The following is an 18,245-nucleotide window of genomic DNA, read 5'->3' on the forward strand; positions in this document are numbered from 1 at the left end:
CCCCACGTGCAGATCGAAACCATCAAAGCCTTTCACGTCGTGCAGCCCTTCGTGGACGGCCCCTATCGCATGTCCAAGGGACGCGTGGCCGACTGCTTCGACGCCGTGATCGTCTCCATCACCTCCGACAGCGGCATCACCGGATGGGGTGAGATGGCGCCGCTCGGCAATTTCTACTCGGCCGCCTTCCCCGCCGGCACAAGAGCCGGCGTGCCGGAGATCGCACCGCATCTTGTCGGCCAGGACCCGTGCGGGCTGGCCAGCATCGGCCGGCTGATGGACACCGTGTTCAAGGGCCATCCCTACATCAAATCAGCGCTCGACATGGCCTGCTGGGATCTGGCGGCGCGCGCCGCCGGCGTGCCGCTGGTGACGCTGCTTGGCGGCAAGGAAAGCGACACGGCGGAACTCTACAAGGTCGTTACCCATGGCACGGTCAATCAAATGGCCGCACTTGCCGGGCGCATCGTCGAGGACGGTTTCAGCCGGCTGCAGGTCAAGGTCGGCGGCAATGTCCATGACGACATCGAACGCGTCACCGCGGTCGCCGCCTCGGTGCCGAAAGGCACTGTGATTTTCTGCGACGCCAATGCCGGTTGGACACCTTACCAGGCGCGGCAGTTCGCCGATGCGACGCGGGCGATCGACTATACGTTCGAGCAGCCCTGCACGACCATCGACGAGAACATGTCGGTGCGCCGCATGCTCGACAAACCGATGGTGCTCGACGAATCCGTCACTTCGCTCGAGGCGATGCTGGAAATCCATCGCCTCGGCGCGGCCGACGGACTGACGCTGAAGATCTCGCGGCTCGGCGGCGTCACCAAGACCCGCCTGATCCGGGACGTCGCCGTCGACCTCGGCTTCATGATCACGGTCGAGGATACCGGCGGCGCCGAGATCGATACATCCGCCATGGCGCATCTGTCGCTGTCGACGCCGGAGGAGCGCCGGCTGCACGCGATTGCCTTTCATGAATGGGTGACGGTGCGCACCGCGTCGAACGCGCCGCCGGTCACCGGCAGCCGCATGGGCATTCCCGCCGGGCCAGGCCTTGGCATCGACGTCGTTCCCGACCTGCTCGGCAAGCTGTTCTTCGAGGTCGGCCGGTGAATACCCACAGCATCAAGGCCACGCCGGCGGCGGTCGTCATCATCAATGATGTGCTCTCCCAACGGCTGGTCGGCCGCGACGCCATCGACATTGCCGGTGCCGAACATGTGTGCCTGCCCTTCTGGACCGGCGTGCAGTCGATAAACGACCGCACCCGCGCCTCGGACGGATATTTCTGAAGCCGTCACGCAGTCGATTGCACTCGAGGTCTGCCTGCGTTTCGTATTTTCCTCCGTCCCGGTCGGTGTTAGGCTGAACACCCACGGCGGACGACTGCTCATGACGGCATTTCATCATGCGGCCCTTGCCTGGCTCGTTGGCCTCGTCGCGCTGCCCGCAGTGGCATTTGCCGAAAGTCCGCCAGCGTTCGAGCTCAAGCTCGATATCGACCAGGACGGCAAGATGGATCGGGCGAGGGTGGTGCAGGAGCTTGGTGCGCCGGCCGATCTCTATATTTACCTGGCAACCGGCGAGGAGAAGCTCGATTCCTCGCGTCGCCCCGATTTCGTCAGGAAAGGACTGACGGAAGATCGGGTCCTCGACCTTGAAACCAAGGGCAAGGGATCGCTGGCGATAACGTCCTGCTTCGGATGCGGCGCCAGCAAGTCGACAGAAGAAACCATGACGATCGTCTATCGCCGGGGCCAATTCCTGGTCGGTAGCTACAGCCGCAGTTGGGACTGGAACCAGCAGACGTCGGATGGCGTCAAGACGACGCTCGGCGGCTGCGACATCAACTATCTCACAGGCGTAGGCATCGTCTCCAAGGACCTTGAAGACGGCAAGCCGATCAAGGGCAAGTTCAAGCCCGTGCCGCTCAGGGCCTGGTCCAGTGACCGGCGCCCAAAGGCTTGCGATTTCTGATGAGATTGATCAAAGGACGGCAATGCGCATAACCTCCCTTGATAAGGGAGGCAAGGCAATGGATCTTTTCAAACTGGAGGGCGATGTCGCGCTGGTCACCGGTGCCGGCAGCGGCATTGGCCAGGCAATCGCGATCGGGCTGGCCGAGGCAGGCGCCGATGTCGCCTGTTTCGGCCATACGTCGAACGGCGGGCTGGACGAAACCGCTCACCGGATCACCGCGCTCGGCCGCCGGGCGCTGGTGCTGACCGGCACCGTGACCTCGGACAGCGATCTCGCGGCGGCCATTGATCGCATCGAAGCCGAACTCGGTGCGTTGACCGTCGCCGTCAACAATGCCGGCATTGCCGGCTCGGAACCAGCGGAGACACTGCCGCTGGAAAAGTGGCGGAAAGTGCACGAGGTCAATGTCGCCGGTGTGTTCCTGTCCTGCCAGGCCGAAGCGCGCAAGATGCTGGCGCGGGGCAAGGGCTCGATCATCAACATCGCCTCGATGTCGGGCACCATCGTCAATCGCGGGCTGACGCAGGCGCATTACAATTCCTCGAAGGCCGCGGTCATTCATCTGTCGAAGAGCCTCGCCATGGAATGGGCCGATCGTGGGCTGCGCGTCAATGTCGTCAGCCCGGGCTACACGCTGACGCCGATGAACAAACGGCCGGAGGTGGCCGAACAGGTGAAGATCTTCAAACGCGACACGCCGATGGGACGCATGGCGGCGCCGGAGGAAATGGTCGGGCCGACGGTGTTCCTGGCCAGCCGGGCGTCGAGCTTCGTCACCGGCCTCGACCTGATCGTCGATGGCGGCTACGTCTGCTGGTAACGGGACATGCGAGCCATGTCCCGCCGGCTTCGCCTGCGGTCTGAAATTCCGGCGCGAGCGTGGCGTTAGTCGTTGCGCGGCATGAACGTTGGTATATATAATTTCATCCTATGAAACAGCGCTGGCGAGACAGGGCTTGCTAGGGCTACAGCCGAGAGCAATTCCCGCCGGAAATGCTCGGGATCATGGGACCTTGATGGCTCGCACCTTGCAGGGCGCCGCAGGACTGGCAATTGATCCGCGGATCGCCGTCGCGGCGATCGATCGGCCATGAGATTGCCCGCCTCGGCAGCGTCCGTCATCACCGAAATCGAGCATCGCCGCGCCTGCGCCGGCGATAACGGCCTTGCGCAACAGCCGGCCTTTCCAACACAATCAAGAAAAGACGCAAAAAGGGAACGACCAACAATCGTCACAGCTTGAAGGAGAACCAAGCAATGCCAATTCGCAGTGTGATTTCGAAATTCTCAATGGGAGCTTTTGCACTTGCCGCGGCAAGTGTGCTGACGCCAACAGCGCAGGCAGCGGCACCGGAATCCAACGACCCGATCAAGATTGCCTTGTTCGACTGGACCAGCGTCAACCTCAACGCCAAGATCCTCGGCGGCATCCTGGAAAAGCTCGGCTATACCGTGGAATACCCGACCGCCGACTATCTCTCCAGCCTGACAACCGGCCTCACCAATGGCGATATCGATGTCGGCCTGGAGTTCTGGGACACCACCGCCGGCGAAGCCATGAAGGCTTCCGACGCCACGGGGCAGACCGAAAGGCTGGGCAAGCTCGGGCCCAAGGCCAAGGAAGAGTGGTGGTTTCCCGAATACATGAAGGAAAAGTGCCCGACCTTGCCGGATTGGCACGCGCTGCTCGACGCCACCTGCGCGGCATCGTTCTCGACCGCCGAAACGGCGCCGAAGGGGCGCTACCTCGGCGGCCCGGTGACCTGGGAAGGTTTTGACGACGAACGCGTCGCGGCACTGAAACTGCCCTTCACCGTCATCCATGCCGGCACCGATGCGGCGATGTTCGCCGAACTCGATTCCGCCTATCAGCGCAAGGCGCCGATCATGCTGTGGATTTATTCGCCGCATTGGGCGCCCGCAAAATACAAGGGCGAATGGGTACAATTTCCGGAATACACGCCCGAATGCTACAACGACCCGAAATGGGGCGTGAACCCGGACGCCAAATATGACTGCGGCAAGCCGCATGGCGAGATCTGGAAATACTCCTGGAACGGCATGAAGGACAAATGGCCGGTCGCTTACAAGGTGGCCAAGGCCTACACGGTCGATACCGACGAGTTGAACAAGATGAGCGGCGAGATCGACCTCGACGGCAAGACGCCGGAAGACGTTGCCGCCGCCTGGATCGCCGCCCACGAGGCAGACTGGAAAGCCTGGGCGCAGTGATCGCTCCGACTGGAAAAGGGAGACCCGGCTGATATCAGCCGGGTCTCAATTCCCGATGCTCCAGAAGGACGACTGAATGACGGAAGCGAGTGAACAGGCATCGAACGCGGGAAAGAATCCCCGCCCGATAAAACTTGCCTGCCGTAATGTCTGGAAACTGTTCGGCTCGAACGCCGCCGATTTCATCCGCGAGCGCGACGGCAAGGCCAGCATGGCTGACGTCTCGGCGGCCGGGCTGGTGGGTGCGGTTCGCGCCGTCGACCTCGAAATCCGGCAGGGCGAGATCTTCATCATCATGGGGCTTTCGGGCTCCGGCAAATCGACGCTGGTGCGCTGCATGTCGCGGCTGGTCGAGCCGACACATGGCAAGGTCGAATTCGAAGGCAAGGACCTGCTCAAGATTTCCGATGCCGCGCTGATCGAACTCAGGCGCCACCGCATGGGCATGGTGTTCCAGAACTTCGCCCTGCTGCCGCATCTCAACGTGCTCGACAACATCGCCTTCCCGCTCAGCATCCAGGGGCAGGATCGTTCGACACGCGAGGCGCGCGCCCGCGAGGTCATCGAACTTGTCGGCTTGCGCGGGCGCGAACATTTCTACCCGCGCGAATTGTCGGGCGGCCAGCAGCAGCGCGTCGGTATCGCCCGCAGCCTCGCAACCAAGCCCGAGATATGGTTTCTCGACGAGCCGTTCTCTGCATTGGATCCGCTCATCCGCCGCGAAATGCAGGATGAGTTGATGCGGCTGCAGACCATGCTGCACAAGACCATTGTGTTCATCACCCATGATTTCGACGAGGCGATCAGGCTCGCCGACCGCATCGCCATCATGAAGGACGGCGAGGTGATCCAGATCGGCACGCCGGAAGAACTGGTGGTCAATCCGGCGACCGACTATGTCGCCGAGTTCACCCGCGATGTCGACCGCGCCAAGGTCATCTCGGCGCGCAGCCTGATGCGCGCTTGCGACGGCGCCGAGCATGGCGGCACCGTGGCGCCGGGGGCCAAGATAGCGAGTTTTTCCGCCAGCATCGTTGCCGTCGGCAAACCGTTCGCGGTGATCAACGGCACCGGCACGCCGATCGGCGAAGTGACGCCGCAAGCGGTGATCGATCTGCTGGCCGGCATCGAGCGAGCCGGCGCATGACGGTGACGGCAAGCGCCAGCCAGACAAGGCCACCAATTCAGCGGTGGATGGTGATCTGGGTGCTCGCGCTTGCCGCCGTGCAGGTGGTGTTCCTGCTTCAGGACAAACTGCCATGGGCCGTCAACTATCCGGTAGAGGCGGTCGTCCCCGTCGCCGACTGGGTCAGCGCGCTGATGGGCTGGATCAAGTCGAACCTGTCCTGGCTGACCCGCTCGGTCACCGCGATGCTCGACGTGCCGCTCGACTTCGCGCTCAATCTCTTGGCCAAGAATTTCAAGTTCGGCCATGGCGCCGACGCTTTCGTGTTGCCGCGTTTGTCCTGGGTTGGCGTCTGCGCGGCGGCGTTCCTTGCCGGCTATGCGGCCGGCGGCAGAAAACTCGGCCTGCTGGTTGGCGGCTGTTTCCTCTACATCGCGCTGTTCGGCCAGTGGACCAGCGCCATGCTGACCCTGGCGCTGATCTCGATCGCCGTGCCGTTCTGCATCGTCACCGGGCTATTCGCCGGCATCTGGGCGTGGCGCAAGCCGTGGGCGGAGCGGTTCGTCGTCTCCCCTGCCCTCGACCTGATGCAAACCATCCCGACCTTCGCCTATCTCATCCCGATGCTGCTGCTGTTCGGCAACAGCCCGGTCTCGGCGATGATCGCCACCGCCATCTTCGCCACGCCGCCGATGGTGCGGGCAACGATGCTGGGCCTATCGCGGGTGCCGTCCGAGATCGACGATTTCAGCGAAATGGCCGGCTGCACGGCGCGACAGAAATTGTGGCGCGTGCTGTTGCCGTCGGCGCGGCCGACGCTGATGGTGGGCGTCAACCAGGTGATCATGCTGGCGCTCAACATGGTGATCATCGCCTCGATGATCGGCGCCGGCGGGCTTGGCTACGACGTGTTGCTCGCCCTGCGCGCGCTCAAGGTCGGCGAAGCGATGGAAGCCGGACTCGCAATCGTCGCGCTCGCCATCGCGCTCGACCGGCTCAGCCAGGCCATCGCCCACAAGCAGGCAACAGGCAATGTCCACCGGTCGTCCGCGAGCCCGCGTTTCTGGCGGCGCTACCCCAATCTGACGCTGGCCATCGCCATCCTTGTCGTCACGACGCTGCTCGGCCTGTTCGTGCCGGCCTTCGCGGCCGTGCCGAAGGCGATCACCTTCACCACCGCACCACTGTGGAAAGCGGCTGTGAACTGGGTGACGATCAACTTCTTCGACCTCATCGAAGCGTTTCGGGTGGCGCTGATCCTCAATGTGCTCAATCCAGTGCGCGCCTTCTGCGAGGGATTTCCGTGGCTGGGCGCGGTGTTCCTGCTCAGCCTTGCCGGCTACCAGCTCTCAGGTTTGCGGCTGGCCGCGCTTGTCGCGGCACTCACCGCCTTCTGCGCCATCACAGGCCTTTGGGAAAAGACCATGGCGACGGTCTATCTCTGCGGCATATCGGCCTTCATCGCCTGCCTGATCGGCATTCCAATCGGGCTTGCGGCGGCGCGCAGCGACCGCTTCGAAAAGATCGTCACGCCCATCATCGACACGCTGCAGGTGCTGCCGTCCTTCTGCTTCATCATTCCGGTGGTGATGCTGTTCCGTGTCGGCGACGTCACCGCGATGATCGCCACGGTTGCCTTCGCCGTGGTGCCGGCAATCCGCTACACCAACCACGGCATCAGGCAGGTGCCGCCGGCGCTGATCGAGGCCGCGAAGGTTTCGGGCTGCACGCCGCGCCAGACCTTCTTTCGGGTGCAACTGCCGCTGGCGCTGCCGGAGATCACGCTCGGCGTCAACCAGACCATCCTGATGGCGCTGGCGATGATCATCATCTGCGCCATGGTCGGCACGCGTGACCTCGGCCAGGAAGTGTTCATCGCATTGTCGAAGGCCGATTCCGGCCGCGGCATCGTCGCGGGCCTGGCCATCGCCTTCATCGGCATCGTCGCCGACCGGCTGTTCAATGCCTGGACGGCGAAGGCGCGGGCAAGGCTCGGATAGTCAGGAAGATGCGCCGCGGCTACTCCGCCGCGACGCCCTTCACCTCAAGGTAACTCTCCATGGAATCGTCCAGCGCCTGCAGCCAGGGCGTGTGGTGCAGCGGCGCCATGGTGCCGGTCATCAGCGAGCGGTAGGCGTGGTCGCGGAAGCTCATAATGTCTTCCGCCTTGTGGTGTTCCCATTCCATGAAGGTCTGGTTGACCGCCTCGACGTCGAAGCCGGGATAGTCGGTCTGGTCCATCAACTCCTTGGTGTAGTCGCCCTGGAACCAGATCATCTGCTCGGCGTCCTCGAGCGTTTCCTCGCGGGCGCGCCATTTCGCGCCATGCGCCGCCATCGCCTCCGCCGAGGGCAACTTGATGCGGCCCATGATGACGTCGCGCGCGAACCAGGCCTGCGCGTCGAACATGTTGAACGTGTAGAACTGGTCCTGCATGCCGATGTACGAAAGCTTCGGGTTCTTCTCCCAGACGACGCCCTCATAGAGGTCCAGCGGCCACATGCGGTTGGCGGTCTTGAGCTTGAGATCGTCGGTGAGGAAGGGGAAGGAATGGAGGTAGCCGGTGCACAGGATGATGGCGTCGACATCCTTGGTCGTGCCGTCCTTGAAATGCGCTGTCTTGCCGACGACCTTCTGCAACAGCGGCACCTCTTTCCAATTCTCGGGCCATTTGAAGCCCATCGGCTTCGAGCGGTAGCTGGAGGTGATCGATTTCGCGCCGTATTTGTAGCATTGCGAGCCGATGTCCTCGGCCGAATAGGAACGGCCGATGATCAGGATGTCCTTGCCCTTGAACTCCATGGCGTCGCGGAAATCGTGGCTGTGCAGGATGCGGCCGTTGAAGGTCGAGAAGCCTTCGAAATAGGGCACGTTGGGCACGGAGAAATGCCCCGAAGCGACGACGACATTGTCGAACTCCTCGGAGTAAGTCACGTCATTGGTGCGGTCATGCGCGGTAACCGTGAATTTCTTCGTCTCGTCGGAGAAGGTGACCATGCGCACCGGGCTGTTGAAGCGCACCCATTTGCGCAGGCCCGACTTCTCGACGCGGCCCTTGATGTAATCCCACAGCACGGCGCGCGGCGGATAGGAGCCGATCGGCCGGCCGAAATGCTCCTCGAACGTGTAGTCGGCGAATTCCAGGCATTCCTTCGGACCGTTCGACCAGAGGTAGCGGTACATCGAGCCGTGGACGGGGTCGCCATGTTCGTCGAGGCCGGTGCGCCAGGTGTAGTTCCACAGGCCGCCCCAGTCGGACTGCTTTTCAAAGCAGACGATCTCGGGAATGTCGGCGCCCTTGTCGGCGGCCGACTTGAAGGCCCTGAGCTGGGCCAGACCGGACGGTCCGGCTCCGATAACGGCAACGCGAGTGTTCATTCCGAGCCTCCTCTTTTTTGATTTCCCCAGCGAAACAAATTTCACTGGCAGTGACAGTAATTGGCCGCTTGGTGCTGTCAACAGACATCTGCGGGAACGGCATTTGCGCACAGCGGATTCCTGGCGAAAAACCTGCGGCAGCCGCGATGGCTGCACTGCCGTGTGCGACATAAGATGACTTGCCGTTGCGGTTGCGCTCTGTACCGGCACCTGACATGTTCACCTTGAGTGAAATAAATCCTGACGATCGGGGGGCACATGGCAAAGGCAATTTCGGATACCAAGGCTCCCGCGAGCGCAAAGGCAAAACCGTCACCGAAAGTGTCGGCGGACGGCAGGACCATCCGCGCGCCACTGACACAAAACCCGCACGCCATTCGCGACACCCGCGAAAAAGTGCTGGAGGTCGCGATCGGCCGCGAGGTGCGGGCCTTCCGCAAGAAGCTCGGCATCACCGTCGCGGATCTCGCGGTTGCCACCGACATTTCGCTGGGCATGCTGTCGAAGATCGAGAATGGCATCACCTCGCCGTCGCTCACCACCTTGCAGGCGCTGTCGCGGGCGCTCGGCGTTCCCGTCACCGCCTTCTTCCGCCGCTTCGAGGAGGAGCGAAGTGCTGTCTTCGTCAAGGCCGGCCAAGGCCTCGATGTCGAACGCCGCGGCACGCGCGCCGGCCACCAATACAATCTGCTCGGCCATATCGGCTCGAACACCAGCGGCGTCGTCGTCGAGCCCTATCTGATCACGCTGACCGAGGATTCCGACGTGTTCCCGACTTTCCAGCATGAGGGCATGGAGTTCCTCTACATGCTCGAGGGCGAGGTCGTTTACCGGCACGGCAGCAACCTCTATCCGATGAAGCCTGGCGACAGCCTGTTCTTCGACGCCGACGCACCGCACGGGCCCGAACAACTGACGAAGCTGCCGATGCGCTATTTGTCGATTATTTGCTATCCGCAGAATAGTGCGGGGTAAGTGGCCGATCTCCCCCACGTGGGGGAGATTGGTTACGTGGAGAGCAGCGCCAATACCAGCAATTCATTCCGGCCCAAACCCCGGGCTCGTCGCACTCCCATCATCCAGCTTCGACAGCCACTCGACAAGCGTCGACCGATACCGGGTCAGGCCTTTGTAATTGGCCAGTTCCTCGGGCAGATCGCGGATCACGCGGTGCAGGCGCCGTGCCCATTTCGGCTGCGTCACCAGCTCGTCCATCTTGATCAGGTAGCAGCGGATCGGGAAGACGATGCCGTTGGAGCGCGGCAGGCGCCAGAAGCTTTGCAGTTCGACCCGCAGATGCACCTTGTCGCCGACATTCTCGGGCGTCACGGTCGTGCGGTCCGGTCCCCATTTGTGATAATTTTCGGGGCTGGTATCGAGGCGCGGATTGATGGTCATCGTCCAGTTCAGGCGCCTGGCCGGTTTGCCCTGCTGGATGTTGGTGAGAAATTTTAGCGCCCTGACGAAAATTCCCTTCTCATGCGCCAGCGGCACCGGGGCGTGCCACTCGAAGAAATTCATGCCGATGTCGAAATCGAGCGACCAGTCGGCCTGGGTGGTGACCATGCCGGCATCCATCCACAGATTGCCGTCGCGCTGGTCGAGTATGCAGAAATCGCCCTGGCTCTGGCGGGTGATGTATTCCATCGGCCCGTAAGGCAAGGTCGAGGTGTCGCCGAAGGTGAAGGTGTCGTCGATGCCGAGCGGCCGGTTGATCCAGCGCCAGCGGTCGCCATCGCGCGTCAGCGTGAAATGCTCGGGATAGCCCAGCGCCTGCTGCTCCATCAAAAGTTCCAGCAGGTCCCAGCCGGCGAGCGTCATGTGCGGCAGCGACTGGCAGCGCAGCGGATCCTCGGCAAGCACCAGTGCGCGGTCCTGCATCTCGGCGACATAGTGCTCGTCGACGTCGATCAGGTTCTCCAGCACCGAGCCTTTCGGGCCGACGACATGCGGCTCGATGTTGACCGCGTACATGTAGCTGTCTTCGTGGAACGGGAACGGAAACCGCCTGATGTGCTCAGGGCTGTTCCTGAAGGTGAAGTCGTCGCGGAACGTTTCCTTGCGAAAGGTGATGCCCATGATTTCCTCCTAGAGGGGGATGCCCGCTCTATCTCTTTGTTTTAACCGCATTTCTGCGACGCCAAGCGTACTAGCTTGGCTGCAAAATGCTCTATCGCTCCAGCACCAGCGACCGGCCTTCGAAGCGCGACACGCACGGCATGATCTTCCTGCCCGAACGGTGGTCTTCCTCACTCAGCCAATGGTCGTTGTGGATGAACTTGCCGTCACAAGAGATGACGTTGGTCTCGCATTGGCCGCAGACGCCGCCACGGCAGAGATAGGGCGGATCGACGCCGGCGGCTTCGATGGCTTCGAGCAGGCTCTGCTGCTCGCCGACGCGGATGGTCTTGCCGCTGACGGCAAGCATCACGTCGAACGGCAGGCCGGGCTGCGGCGCCGCGAAATGCTCGTAGTGCACTGTCTCCGGCGGCCAGCCGAGCGCGGCAGCCCGCTCGCGCACCCAGTTAATCATGCCGGCGGGGCCGCAGACATAGAGATGCGTGCCGAGCGGCTGCGAGGACAGCATCCGGTCGAGTTCTATGCGCTCCTCGCGGTCATCGTGATAGAGCCTGACTCGACGGCCGTAGCGCTCCCGCAGCACGTCGGCATAGGTGCCGAGCGAGGCGGTGCGGCAGGTGTAGTGCAGTTCGAAATTGCCGCCTTCGCCCGCCAGTTGCGCGGTCTGGGCCATGAACGGCGTGATGCCGATGCCGCCGGCCAGCATCAGGTGCTTTTTGGCCCTGAGATCGAGTGAGAACAGATTGACGGGATAGCTGATCACCATCTCCAGGCCCGGCTTGACCGACCTGTGCATGAACAGCGAGCCGCCACGACCGACATCGTCGCGGCGCACCGAGATGGTGTATTCGCGCGTGTCGAGCGGCGAGCCCATCAGCGAATAGGGATTGAGCCTTGTGCGCTCGCCATCGCGCATCTCGACCACGACATGGGCGCCGCCGGAAAAGGTCGGCAACAGCTCACCATCACGCCGGCGAAAATGGAAACGGGTGACCAAGTCGTTGACCGGGACGACATCGCTGACGACGACGTCGAGCTTGGTGGTTCCGGTGCTCATCGAAAGATCTCCTCCATGGGAGGAATTTCACTGCGATCTTCGGCATTGATGCAGACGCCCTGGAACGCGGCGAGGCGCCTTGAATAGTGATCGCGTACCAACAGAAGCAGGCCACAATGCGAACAGGTCGCCGGCTGCGTCGTGACATTCTCGGTGATGCCCTTGCAGTGCACGCACTGCATGCGCCTTGCCAGCGAGCCGCGATGCTCGGTCTGCATGGAGGTATGATCGATGCCGGCTTCGAGCGCCACCTGCATGGCCTGGCCGATCAGCCCTTCGGTGCCGGCGAGATAGAGGCGCAGACCCATATGCGCGTTGGTCAGCGTCTGCCTCAGACGTGGCAGCAGACTGGCGAAGGACGGCGCGATGTGCAATTGCGCCGGCTTCAACGCTTCGAGAGCGGCAACGTATTGGCCGTCAGGACCGGGAATGAAGACGATTTCGGCCCCGTCGAAGAACCCGCCCGGAGCCCTGGCGGCCATGTCCGTTATCGCGAGCGCGCCTTCCGCATCCGCTAGGAAAAGATGATGCGTGCCGGGCTGCGGAGACAAGGTCCCGTAAATCGGCCGGCTGATGATGGTCTTGGCTGCCATTCTGTCTTTGTGCCTCGAAACCCCTCGTCGATTATGCCTCAGCCTTTCGCCGTGCGCTTGGTCTTCTTGGGATCGTCGAACGGCAAGGGCTGCGCCGTCGCCTTGATGGGACCGCTCTTGTTGCGGATTTCGAGCTTGGTGTCCTTGACCGCGCAGTCGACGTCGAGCCGGGCGATGCCCATCGATTTCTCGACCAGCGGCGAATACATGGCGCAGGTGACCACGCCGACCTTTTTGCCGTCGCGATAGATCGGAGCGCCTTCATCGGCCGGTTCCCTGCCGTCGAGCAGGACGCCGTAGATCTTGAAGCGCTCCTTGCCTTTCAGGCGATAGTGCTCTTCGGCGCCGCGGAACCCGGTCTTGCCGGGGCTGACGGTGAAGTCGAGCCCGAGTTCCCAAAGCGTGTCGCCGGGGCCTTCGTTCTCGAACGGGTATTTCTGCGAATTGTCATAGGGGTAGAACAAGAGGTAGCTCTCGACGCGCAGCATATCGAGGGTGGTGAAGCGGCACGGAATGATGCCGGCGCCCTTGCCCTCGTCGAGGATCCTGTCCCAGATCGTGCCGGCATCCTGGCCACGGCAGAAGATCTCGTATCCGCGCTCGCCCGTATAGCCGGTGCGCGAGATCATGACGGGGAAGCCGAACAGCTGCGTCTGCATGTGATGGAAATAGTTGAGGTCGCGGATGCCGGACACGTGCTTGGCCAGATAGTCGACCGCCGCCGGCCCTTGCAGCGACAAATCGTGCAGATTGTCGTCGAAGCGCAGCGACACGTCGCGGCCCATCGCCGCCCGCTGCAGTTCCTCGTGGCCGGTGCCCGAGCCGTGCACCACCATCCAGGAATTCGGTCCCGTGCGGTAGAGGATGCAGTCGTCGGTGAACTTTCCCGCTTCGTTCAGCATGCAGGCATAGGCCGACTTGCCGGGATAGATTTTTTCGACGTCACGCGTTGTGGCGAGGTCGATGAGATGCGAGGCGTGCGGCCCTGTGATGTGCACCTTCTTCAGGCCGGAAACATCCATGAGCCCGGCCTTGGTGCGGATGGCGATATATTCCTCATCGGCATCCTTGTCGTAGGTCCAGGCGGTCCCCATACCGCTCCAGTCTTCGAGTTTCGACCCCAGAGCGCGATGGCGATCCGCCAGGGTTGAAAATCTCCAGGATGCCGTCATCCGCTCGTCCTCCGTTCGAAAATCCTGCTGTTCCCTGCTCCTTTGCCTGAGGCCGGAGCTTTGGATGGAATATTGACCGCAAACGCGGGAAGCCTGCAATCCCCTTGAAGCAAATAATTTCATTGTCAGGCAAAATTGTTCACTCGAAACGAGCGGTTAACGCAACGTAAATTGGTCTTGACAAGTCCGAGATTCGGGCGGAACTTATGAAAAAAATTTCACTCTCTTGAAAGAGGGCGGCGGGCGGTGGATTCGGAACCGGACGTCGGCAAAGAAGGGGAAAACCGATGTCAGACCTGCAGCAGCGCATCGAGGCGCTGTACCGCTCCGACTTGCGCGGATCCGCGCTCCTGATCGTCTGCCTGTGGGCGACGATCCTCTTCGTCCTCTTCATGACATGGCCATACATTCCGCAGGGCGGCATCAAGGCCGTCGTCGCCCTGGCCGCCGCCGCGGTGCTCATCTTCAACACGGCAGCCATCCTGGCGATGGTCAAACACTACAAGGAAGACAAGGAGTTCATCTACGGGCTCGACATCAAGAACGCCGACGCATCCCGCAACCGCAAGTCCTGAGGGGAGAAACAATGTCCCGCTATACGCCGCCGGAGCAGAGCAAGGCCGGGCAAGTCTTCGATATCGCCGTTGTCGTGGTCGCCATCTTCGTGGCGCTGTGGCTGCCGCTGAAGCTTGGTCTTGCCGGTGCCGCGAAATCCATCGATGCGCTCGATGCCAAGACCTGGGAAGCGCTCGGGCAGAATCCGACCATGGCGTCGATCTGGGAAAAGCTCGGCTATACGCCGGAGACCGCGCACGACGTCATCCAGAACCGGTTCCACTACATCATCGACTGGCCGACGCTGATCATCATGGCGGCCGTGCTGATCGGTTATTTCGTGTTCCTGTTCCGGGCATCCGACCGCGAATATCGCGATGTCATCAACGAAAAGTTCGACGACAAATAGAGTTTGACGACGAAGAATTTGGGGACACGATCATGTGGGTGGCACTCTCTTACGCATGCTGGGGCATCTCGATCGTGCTCGCGCTTTGGATGCTCTACGACTGGTTCAAGGTCGATACGAACTACTCCGAGGACGTTCTGACCTCGTCGCGCGAAGGCGAGCTTGAAGCCGTTTCCGAAAAACACCGGATCTGAGTGGGGATTGATCGATGACGGTCGCGCTTGAAACCACCACCACAATTCACGGCGATCGGGTATCGCTGCTTCGGGTGCTTGGCCCGGCCCATGTCTGGGCGCTCGGTGTCGGCATCGTTCTGGTCGGCGAGTTCACCGGCTGGAATTTCTCGGCCGACAAGGGCGGCGCGCTGGCGGCCCTGATCGTGTGCTGGGTCGTCGGGCTGCTCTACACCTCGGTGGCCATGATCGATTCCGAGGTGACGTCGACGGTGGCCGCCGCCGGCGGCCAATATGCGCAGGCCAAGCACATCGTTGGCCCGCTGATGGCGTTCAACGTCGCGCTCTTCCTGGTTTTTGCCTACACGATGCTGGAAGTGTCCGATGCCATCCTGCTCGGCGACACCATCGTCGCCAAGGCGGGAGTCGAAGGGCTAACCCACAATTCCTTCATCGCCGCCACCATCGTGGTTCTGGCCTGGCTCAACTATCGCGGCGTGCTGATGACGCTCAACGTCAACTTCGTCATAACGGCCATCGCCTATGTCTCGATCGTCGTCCTGTTCTTCTCGGTCAGCCCGTGGACGCAAGGCGCGGTGCTGAAGCTCAACGAACTGGTCACTCCAGGCAACGCGCTGCCCTATGGCTGGATCGGCGTCATCGCCGCCTTCCAGTTCGGCATCTGGTATTATCTCGGCATCGAAGGCACCACGCAGGCGGCCGAGGAAGTGCGCTCGCCGGCACGTTCCCTGCCCTACGGCACCATGGCCGGCATGATCACGCTTCTGATCGCCGCCGCCATGACCTGGTATGTCTGCGCCTCGCTGATGCCTTGGGAATATCTCGGCATCACCTATTATCCGCTCTGGGATGCCGGCAAGCTGACCGGAAGCCCGCTGCTGGAGAACCTTCTGTTCATAGCGACGCTGCTCGCCGCGCTTGCCTCCGCCAATGGCTGCATCAACGACGCGGCGCGCGCCTGGTTCTCGCTCGGCCGCGACCGCTATCTGCCGAGCTGGTTTTCGGCGGTCCATCCGAAATACCGCACGCCCTACCGGTCGATCCTGTTCCTGCTGCCAATCGCACTGGCCTTCGCATTCATCGCCGATCTCAACCAGGCGATCACCTTCTCGATCCTGTCGGGCGTGCTGCAATACACTTTCATGAGCATCAACATCATGATGTTCAGGAAGAAGTGGCCGCTGGGCTCGATCCGCCGCGGCTACACGCACCCCTTCCATCCGCTGCCGGCAATCGTCCTGTTCTGCCTGTGCGTGGTGACCTTCTTCGCCATCTTCCTCGGCTTCGGCTCGCAGTTGATCGCCATGGTCGCCTTCTATTTCCTGATCTCGCTGTGGTTCCATTTCTACCGCTACAAATTCGTGCGGCGGGGCGACCAGTTCACCATGCCGTGGCCGAAGCCGCAGGGCTATTGATGGGAGTAGGCCCGCCCAGGATCGGACGGGCCTTGCACGAAAAAATGTCGGAAGTGACATCAGCACTGCTTGCCGGGGCAATTGTCCTGGCTCTCGTCCTTCATTTTGCGTGGCTGGCACGCCGCAGCCGCGACAGGGCCTCGGCAGCGCTCGCCGACGACGATGCCAGCATTCGCACCGTCGTCGCGGACGCGGCCAATGTCTCGGACGGCACCGCCGGCGTCATCACCTGGGAAGGTTCGTGGAACGGCCAACGCGTCCAGTTGCGCACCATCGTCGACACGCTGGCGACGCGGAAACTGCCGGCGCGCTGGCTTAGTGTTTCGATCACCGAGAAGGTCGCGGTACCCGCCATTTTCGATATGATGATGCGGCCGGGCTCACCGACGACCTTCTCCAATTTCGATCATCTGGACCATACGCTGCCGAAAGCTCCGGGATTTCCAGCCGAAGCGGTGCTGCGGACGGATCGCAGAGGCACGCGTTTCCCGCAAGGCATCATCGCCGGTCATCTTGAAATCTTTGCGGATGGCCGCGCCAAGGAGCTGCTGATCACGCCAAACGGAGTGCGCATCGTGTGGCTGCTGGCCGAGGCGGAGCGGGCACGCTACGGCGTCTTCCGGCAAGCAGCGTTCGGTGACACGCGGATCGATGCGACGCTGATCGAGCGGCTGCTCGTCTCTCTCTCGAAGCTGCGGGACGCCATCAACCAAGGCGAACGGCAGGTGGCATGAGCACTTCAAACACATCGCCGGCACCCGTGAGCCCTTATCTCGTCATGGGCGCCGCAATCGTGCTGCCGGCAAGCGGTCATGTCATTCTTGGCGTACCCGTGCGCGGACTGCAGTTCCTTTTCTTCATGGTCATCCTGGCCTGGGTGACCGCCAAGATTTCGCCGCCGGATGCGAGCTTCGTCGGCCGTCATGCGGGCGGCTTTCTGATCTATGCGCTGTCGATCCTCGACGCCTACAAGATCGCCCGCATCCGTACCGCCAAATGGGCTCATAATGCCCGACCGCAGGGCGATAATACGCAGAGTGGCATTGAGCCGCATACGTAATCAGAGGAAAATTTTTTTCATCCCATTGAATTCCAGGATTTCATTCGGTACATCATCTCTAGTCACAAACGTCGGGAGGCTGACATGTGCGGAATCGTTGGACTTTTCCTGAAGGACAAGGCGCTGGAGCCGAAGCTCGGCGCTATGCTGTCGGAGATGCTGGTATCGCTCAGCGATCGCGGCCCTGACAGCGCCGGCATCGCCATCTATGGCGCGACATCAGGCAACGAGGCCAAGATCACCATCCAGTCGCCGAAGCCGGAACGCGATTTCCGCGGCCTGGACGCCGAACTCGCCAAGGCTCTCGGAGCGCCGGTGAGCATTGCGGTCAAATCGACACACGCGGTGGTCAGGACCACGCCCGACAAGGTCGACGCGGCGCGTGAAGCCCTTCAGTCGCTCAGGCCCGACATCCGCATCATGGGCGCCGGCGAAGCGGTGGAGATCTACAAGGAAGTCGGCCTGCCCGAAGCTGTCGTCGATCGCTTCGATGTCCGCAAGATGACCGGCACGCATGGCATCGGCCACACCCGCATGGCGACGGAATCGGCGGTGACGACGATGGGCGCGCATCCATTCTCGACGGGTGCCGACCAGTGCCTGGTGCACAATGGTTCGTTGTCCAACCACAACAATGTCCGCCGCGAGCTGGTGCGCGAAGGCATGAAATTCGAGACCGAGAACGATACCGAGGTGGCGGCCGCCTACCTTTCCTCGCAGATGGCCCATGGCAAGAACCTCGGCGAGGCACTGGAAGGCACGCTCTCCGACCTCGACGGCTTCTTCACCTTCGTCGTCGGCACCAAGAACGGTTTTGGCGTGGTGCGCGATCCGATCGCCTGCAAGCCCGCCGTGATGGCCGAGACCGACCAGTATGTCGCCTTCGGCTCGGAATATCGCGCGCTGACCAAACTGCCCGGCATAGACAATGCGAGGGTCTGGGAACCGGAGCCCGCAACCGTCTATTTCTGGGAGCATTGAGTTCATGCCGGCAA

General features: G+C 62.1%; 20 protein-coding genes. 15 read left to right on the forward strand and 5 right to left on the reverse strand.

Annotation, left to right across the window (positions count from 1 at the left end; all coding sequences use genetic code 11):
* Positions 1-6: 6 nt before the first annotated feature.
* The 7 genes from FJ960_RS22840 to FJ960_RS22870 all read left to right on the forward strand — a co-directional run bounded on the left by FJ960_RS22840 (position 7) and on the right by FJ960_RS22870 (position 7,338).
* On the forward strand, positions 7-1,113 hold the full coding sequence (locus tag FJ960_RS22840; RefSeq protein ID WP_140716950.1) for a mandelate racemase/muconate lactonizing enzyme family protein: 1,107 nt from the start codon (positions 7-9) through the stop codon (positions 1,111-1,113).
* Positions 1,110-1,292, forward strand: a complete 183-nt coding sequence (locus FJ960_RS22845) for a hypothetical protein (protein ID WP_246672905.1) — start codon at positions 1,110-1,112, stop codon at positions 1,290-1,292. The genes FJ960_RS22840 and FJ960_RS22845 overlap by 4 nt, the downstream gene beginning before the upstream one ends.
* A gap of 100 nt (positions 1,293-1,392) precedes the next feature.
* On the forward strand, positions 1,393-1,977 hold the full coding sequence (locus tag FJ960_RS22850) for a hypothetical protein (RefSeq protein WP_140716952.1): 585 nt from the start codon (positions 1,393-1,395) through the stop codon (positions 1,975-1,977).
* Positions 1,978-2,035: 58 nt separating this feature from the next.
* On the forward strand, positions 2,036-2,800 hold the full coding sequence (locus FJ960_RS22855) for an SDR family oxidoreductase (RefSeq protein WP_140507925.1): 765 nt from the start codon (positions 2,036-2,038) through the stop codon (positions 2,798-2,800).
* A 437-nt stretch (positions 2,801-3,237) separates the two neighbouring features.
* Entirely contained in the window at positions 3,238-4,212 is a 975-nt protein-coding gene (locus FJ960_RS22860; RefSeq protein WP_027142272.1) for an ABC transporter substrate-binding protein, read from the forward strand.
* A gap of 76 nt (positions 4,213-4,288) precedes the next feature.
* Positions 4,289-5,359, forward strand: coding sequence for a glycine betaine/L-proline ABC transporter ATP-binding protein (locus tag FJ960_RS22865; RefSeq protein WP_140507929.1), 1,071 nt, complete (start codon positions 4,289-4,291; stop codon positions 5,357-5,359).
* The gene (locus FJ960_RS22870) at positions 5,356-7,338 is read left to right on the forward strand and encodes an ABC transporter permease subunit (RefSeq protein ID WP_140716954.1); all 1,983 of its coding nucleotides are present in this window, start codon (positions 5,356-5,358) and stop codon (positions 7,336-7,338) included. Before FJ960_RS22865 ends, FJ960_RS22870 begins: the two co-directional genes overlap by 4 nt.
* Before the next feature lie 19 nt (positions 7,339-7,357).
* Here the strand turns inward: FJ960_RS22870 and FJ960_RS22875 are convergent, their stop codons facing one another.
* Positions 7,358-8,716, reverse strand: a complete 1,359-nt coding sequence (locus FJ960_RS22875; RefSeq protein ID WP_140507933.1) for an NAD(P)/FAD-dependent oxidoreductase — start codon at positions 8,714-8,716, stop codon at positions 7,358-7,360.
* 258 nt (positions 8,717-8,974) lie between these two features.
* Here FJ960_RS22875 and FJ960_RS22880 point away from each other — a divergent pair, with 258 nt between their 5' ends.
* On the forward strand, positions 8,975-9,691 hold the full coding sequence (locus FJ960_RS22880; protein ID WP_140507935.1) for an XRE family transcriptional regulator: 717 nt from the start codon (positions 8,975-8,977) through the stop codon (positions 9,689-9,691).
* A gap of 63 nt (positions 9,692-9,754) precedes the next feature.
* Here FJ960_RS22880 and FJ960_RS22885 read toward each other — a convergent pair whose 3' ends face one another.
* The 4 genes from FJ960_RS22885 to FJ960_RS22900 form a co-directional block, all read right to left on the reverse strand.
* On the reverse strand, positions 9,755-10,795 hold the full coding sequence (locus tag FJ960_RS22885) for a DUF3445 domain-containing protein (protein ID WP_140507937.1): 1,041 nt from the start codon (positions 10,793-10,795) through the stop codon (positions 9,755-9,757).
* 91 nt (positions 10,796-10,886) lie between these two features.
* The gene (locus tag FJ960_RS22890; protein WP_140716956.1) at positions 10,887-11,852 is read right to left on the reverse strand and encodes a PDR/VanB family oxidoreductase; all 966 of its coding nucleotides are present in this window, start codon (positions 11,850-11,852) and stop codon (positions 10,887-10,889) included.
* A complete protein-coding gene (locus FJ960_RS22895) occupies positions 11,849-12,445 on the reverse strand; it encodes a dimethylamine monooxygenase subunit DmmA family protein (RefSeq protein WP_027142264.1) in 597 nt (198 codons plus the stop codon). The genes FJ960_RS22890 and FJ960_RS22895 overlap by 4 nt, the downstream gene beginning before the upstream one ends.
* Positions 12,446-12,483: 38 nt before the next feature.
* The gene (locus FJ960_RS22900) at positions 12,484-13,617 is read right to left on the reverse strand and encodes an aminomethyltransferase family protein (RefSeq protein WP_140716958.1); all 1,134 of its coding nucleotides are present in this window, start codon (positions 13,615-13,617) and stop codon (positions 12,484-12,486) included.
* Positions 13,618-13,904: 287 nt separating this feature from the next.
* Here FJ960_RS22900 and FJ960_RS22905 point away from each other — a divergent pair, with 287 nt between their 5' ends.
* The 7 genes from FJ960_RS22905 to FJ960_RS22935 all read left to right on the forward strand — a co-directional run bounded on the left by FJ960_RS22905 (position 13,905) and on the right by FJ960_RS22935 (position 18,231).
* Positions 13,905-14,192, forward strand: coding sequence for a hypothetical protein (locus FJ960_RS22905; protein ID WP_140507945.1), 288 nt, complete (start codon positions 13,905-13,907; stop codon positions 14,190-14,192).
* 11 nt (positions 14,193-14,203) lie between these two features.
* The gene (locus FJ960_RS22910) at positions 14,204-14,581 is read left to right on the forward strand and encodes a hypothetical protein (RefSeq protein WP_023771056.1); all 378 of its coding nucleotides are present in this window, start codon (positions 14,204-14,206) and stop codon (positions 14,579-14,581) included.
* Between the two features lie 32 nt (positions 14,582-14,613).
* Positions 14,614-14,775, forward strand: a complete 162-nt coding sequence (locus FJ960_RS22915) for a hypothetical protein (protein ID WP_027142261.1) — start codon at positions 14,614-14,616, stop codon at positions 14,773-14,775.
* Positions 14,776-14,789: 14 nt separating this feature from the next.
* A complete protein-coding gene (locus FJ960_RS22920; protein WP_140716960.1) occupies positions 14,790-16,190 on the forward strand; it encodes an APC family permease in 1,401 nt (466 codons plus the stop codon).
* 44 nt (positions 16,191-16,234) lie between these two features.
* Positions 16,235-16,924: a hypothetical protein gene (locus FJ960_RS22925; RefSeq protein ID WP_181174294.1), complete on the forward strand. Its 690-nt coding sequence runs from the start codon at positions 16,235-16,237 to the stop codon at positions 16,922-16,924.
* Positions 16,921-17,250 carry a hypothetical protein gene (locus tag FJ960_RS22930; protein WP_140716962.1) on the forward strand — a complete coding sequence of 110 codons (330 nt, stop codon included), beginning with the start codon at positions 16,921-16,923 and terminating at the stop codon, positions 17,248-17,250. The genes FJ960_RS22925 and FJ960_RS22930 overlap by 4 nt, the downstream gene beginning before the upstream one ends.
* Before the next feature lie 84 nt (positions 17,251-17,334).
* Positions 17,335-18,231, forward strand: coding sequence for a glutamine amidotransferase family protein (locus FJ960_RS22935; RefSeq protein WP_140716964.1), 897 nt, complete (start codon positions 17,335-17,337; stop codon positions 18,229-18,231).
* The last annotated feature ends 14 nt before the right edge of the window (positions 18,232-18,245 follow it).

The organism is Mesorhizobium sp. B2-3-11, from assembly GCF_006442215.1.
Lineage (GTDB): Bacteria > Pseudomonadota > Alphaproteobacteria > Rhizobiales > Rhizobiaceae > Mesorhizobium > Mesorhizobium salmacidum.

What these genes read in the sequence shown, in the direction of transcription:
- FJ960_RS22850 (WP_140716952.1), top strand. Translation starts at nt 1,393, where the DNA reads ATGACGGCATTTCATCATGCGGCCCTTGCCTGGCTCGTTGGCCTCGTC.
- FJ960_RS22855 (WP_140507925.1), top strand. Translation starts at nt 2,036, where the DNA reads ATGGATCTTTTCAAACTGGAGGGCGATGTCGCGCTGGTCACCGGTGCC.
- FJ960_RS22860 (WP_027142272.1), top strand. Translation starts at nt 3,238, where the DNA reads ATGCCAATTCGCAGTGTGATTTCGAAATTCTCAATGGGAGCTTTTGCA.
- FJ960_RS22865 (WP_140507929.1), top strand. Translation starts at nt 4,289, where the DNA reads ATGACGGAAGCGAGTGAACAGGCATCGAACGCGGGAAAGAATCCCCGC.
- FJ960_RS22870 (WP_140716954.1), top strand. Translation starts at nt 5,356, where the DNA reads ATGACGGTGACGGCAAGCGCCAGCCAGACAAGGCCACCAATTCAGCGG.
- FJ960_RS22875 (WP_140507933.1), bottom strand. Translation starts at nt 8,716, where the DNA reads ATGAACACTCGCGTTGCCGTTATCGGAGCCGGACCGTCCGGTCTGGCC.
- FJ960_RS22880 (WP_140507935.1), top strand. Translation starts at nt 8,975, where the DNA reads ATGGCAAAGGCAATTTCGGATACCAAGGCTCCCGCGAGCGCAAAGGCA.
- FJ960_RS22885 (WP_140507937.1), bottom strand. Translation starts at nt 10,795, where the DNA reads ATGGGCATCACCTTTCGCAAGGAAACGTTCCGCGACGACTTCACCTTC.
- FJ960_RS22890 (WP_140716956.1), bottom strand. Translation starts at nt 11,852, where the DNA reads ATGAGCACCGGAACCACCAAGCTCGACGTCGTCGTCAGCGATGTCGTC.
- FJ960_RS22895 (WP_027142264.1), bottom strand. Translation starts at nt 12,445, where the DNA reads ATGGCAGCCAAGACCATCATCAGCCGGCCGATTTACGGGACCTTGTCT.
- FJ960_RS22900 (WP_140716958.1), bottom strand. Translation starts at nt 13,617, where the DNA reads ATGACGGCATCCTGGAGATTTTCAACCCTGGCGGATCGCCATCGCGCT.
- FJ960_RS22905 (WP_140507945.1), top strand. Translation starts at nt 13,905, where the DNA reads ATGTCAGACCTGCAGCAGCGCATCGAGGCGCTGTACCGCTCCGACTTG.
- FJ960_RS22910 (WP_023771056.1), top strand. Translation starts at nt 14,204, where the DNA reads ATGTCCCGCTATACGCCGCCGGAGCAGAGCAAGGCCGGGCAAGTCTTC.
- FJ960_RS22915 (WP_027142261.1), top strand. Translation starts at nt 14,614, where the DNA reads ATGTGGGTGGCACTCTCTTACGCATGCTGGGGCATCTCGATCGTGCTC.
- FJ960_RS22920 (WP_140716960.1), top strand. Translation starts at nt 14,790, where the DNA reads ATGACGGTCGCGCTTGAAACCACCACCACAATTCACGGCGATCGGGTA.
- FJ960_RS22925 (WP_181174294.1), top strand. Translation starts at nt 16,235, where the DNA reads ATGTCGGAAGTGACATCAGCACTGCTTGCCGGGGCAATTGTCCTGGCT.
- FJ960_RS22930 (WP_140716962.1), top strand. Translation starts at nt 16,921, where the DNA reads ATGAGCACTTCAAACACATCGCCGGCACCCGTGAGCCCTTATCTCGTC.
- FJ960_RS22935 (WP_140716964.1), top strand. Translation starts at nt 17,335, where the DNA reads ATGTGCGGAATCGTTGGACTTTTCCTGAAGGACAAGGCGCTGGAGCCG.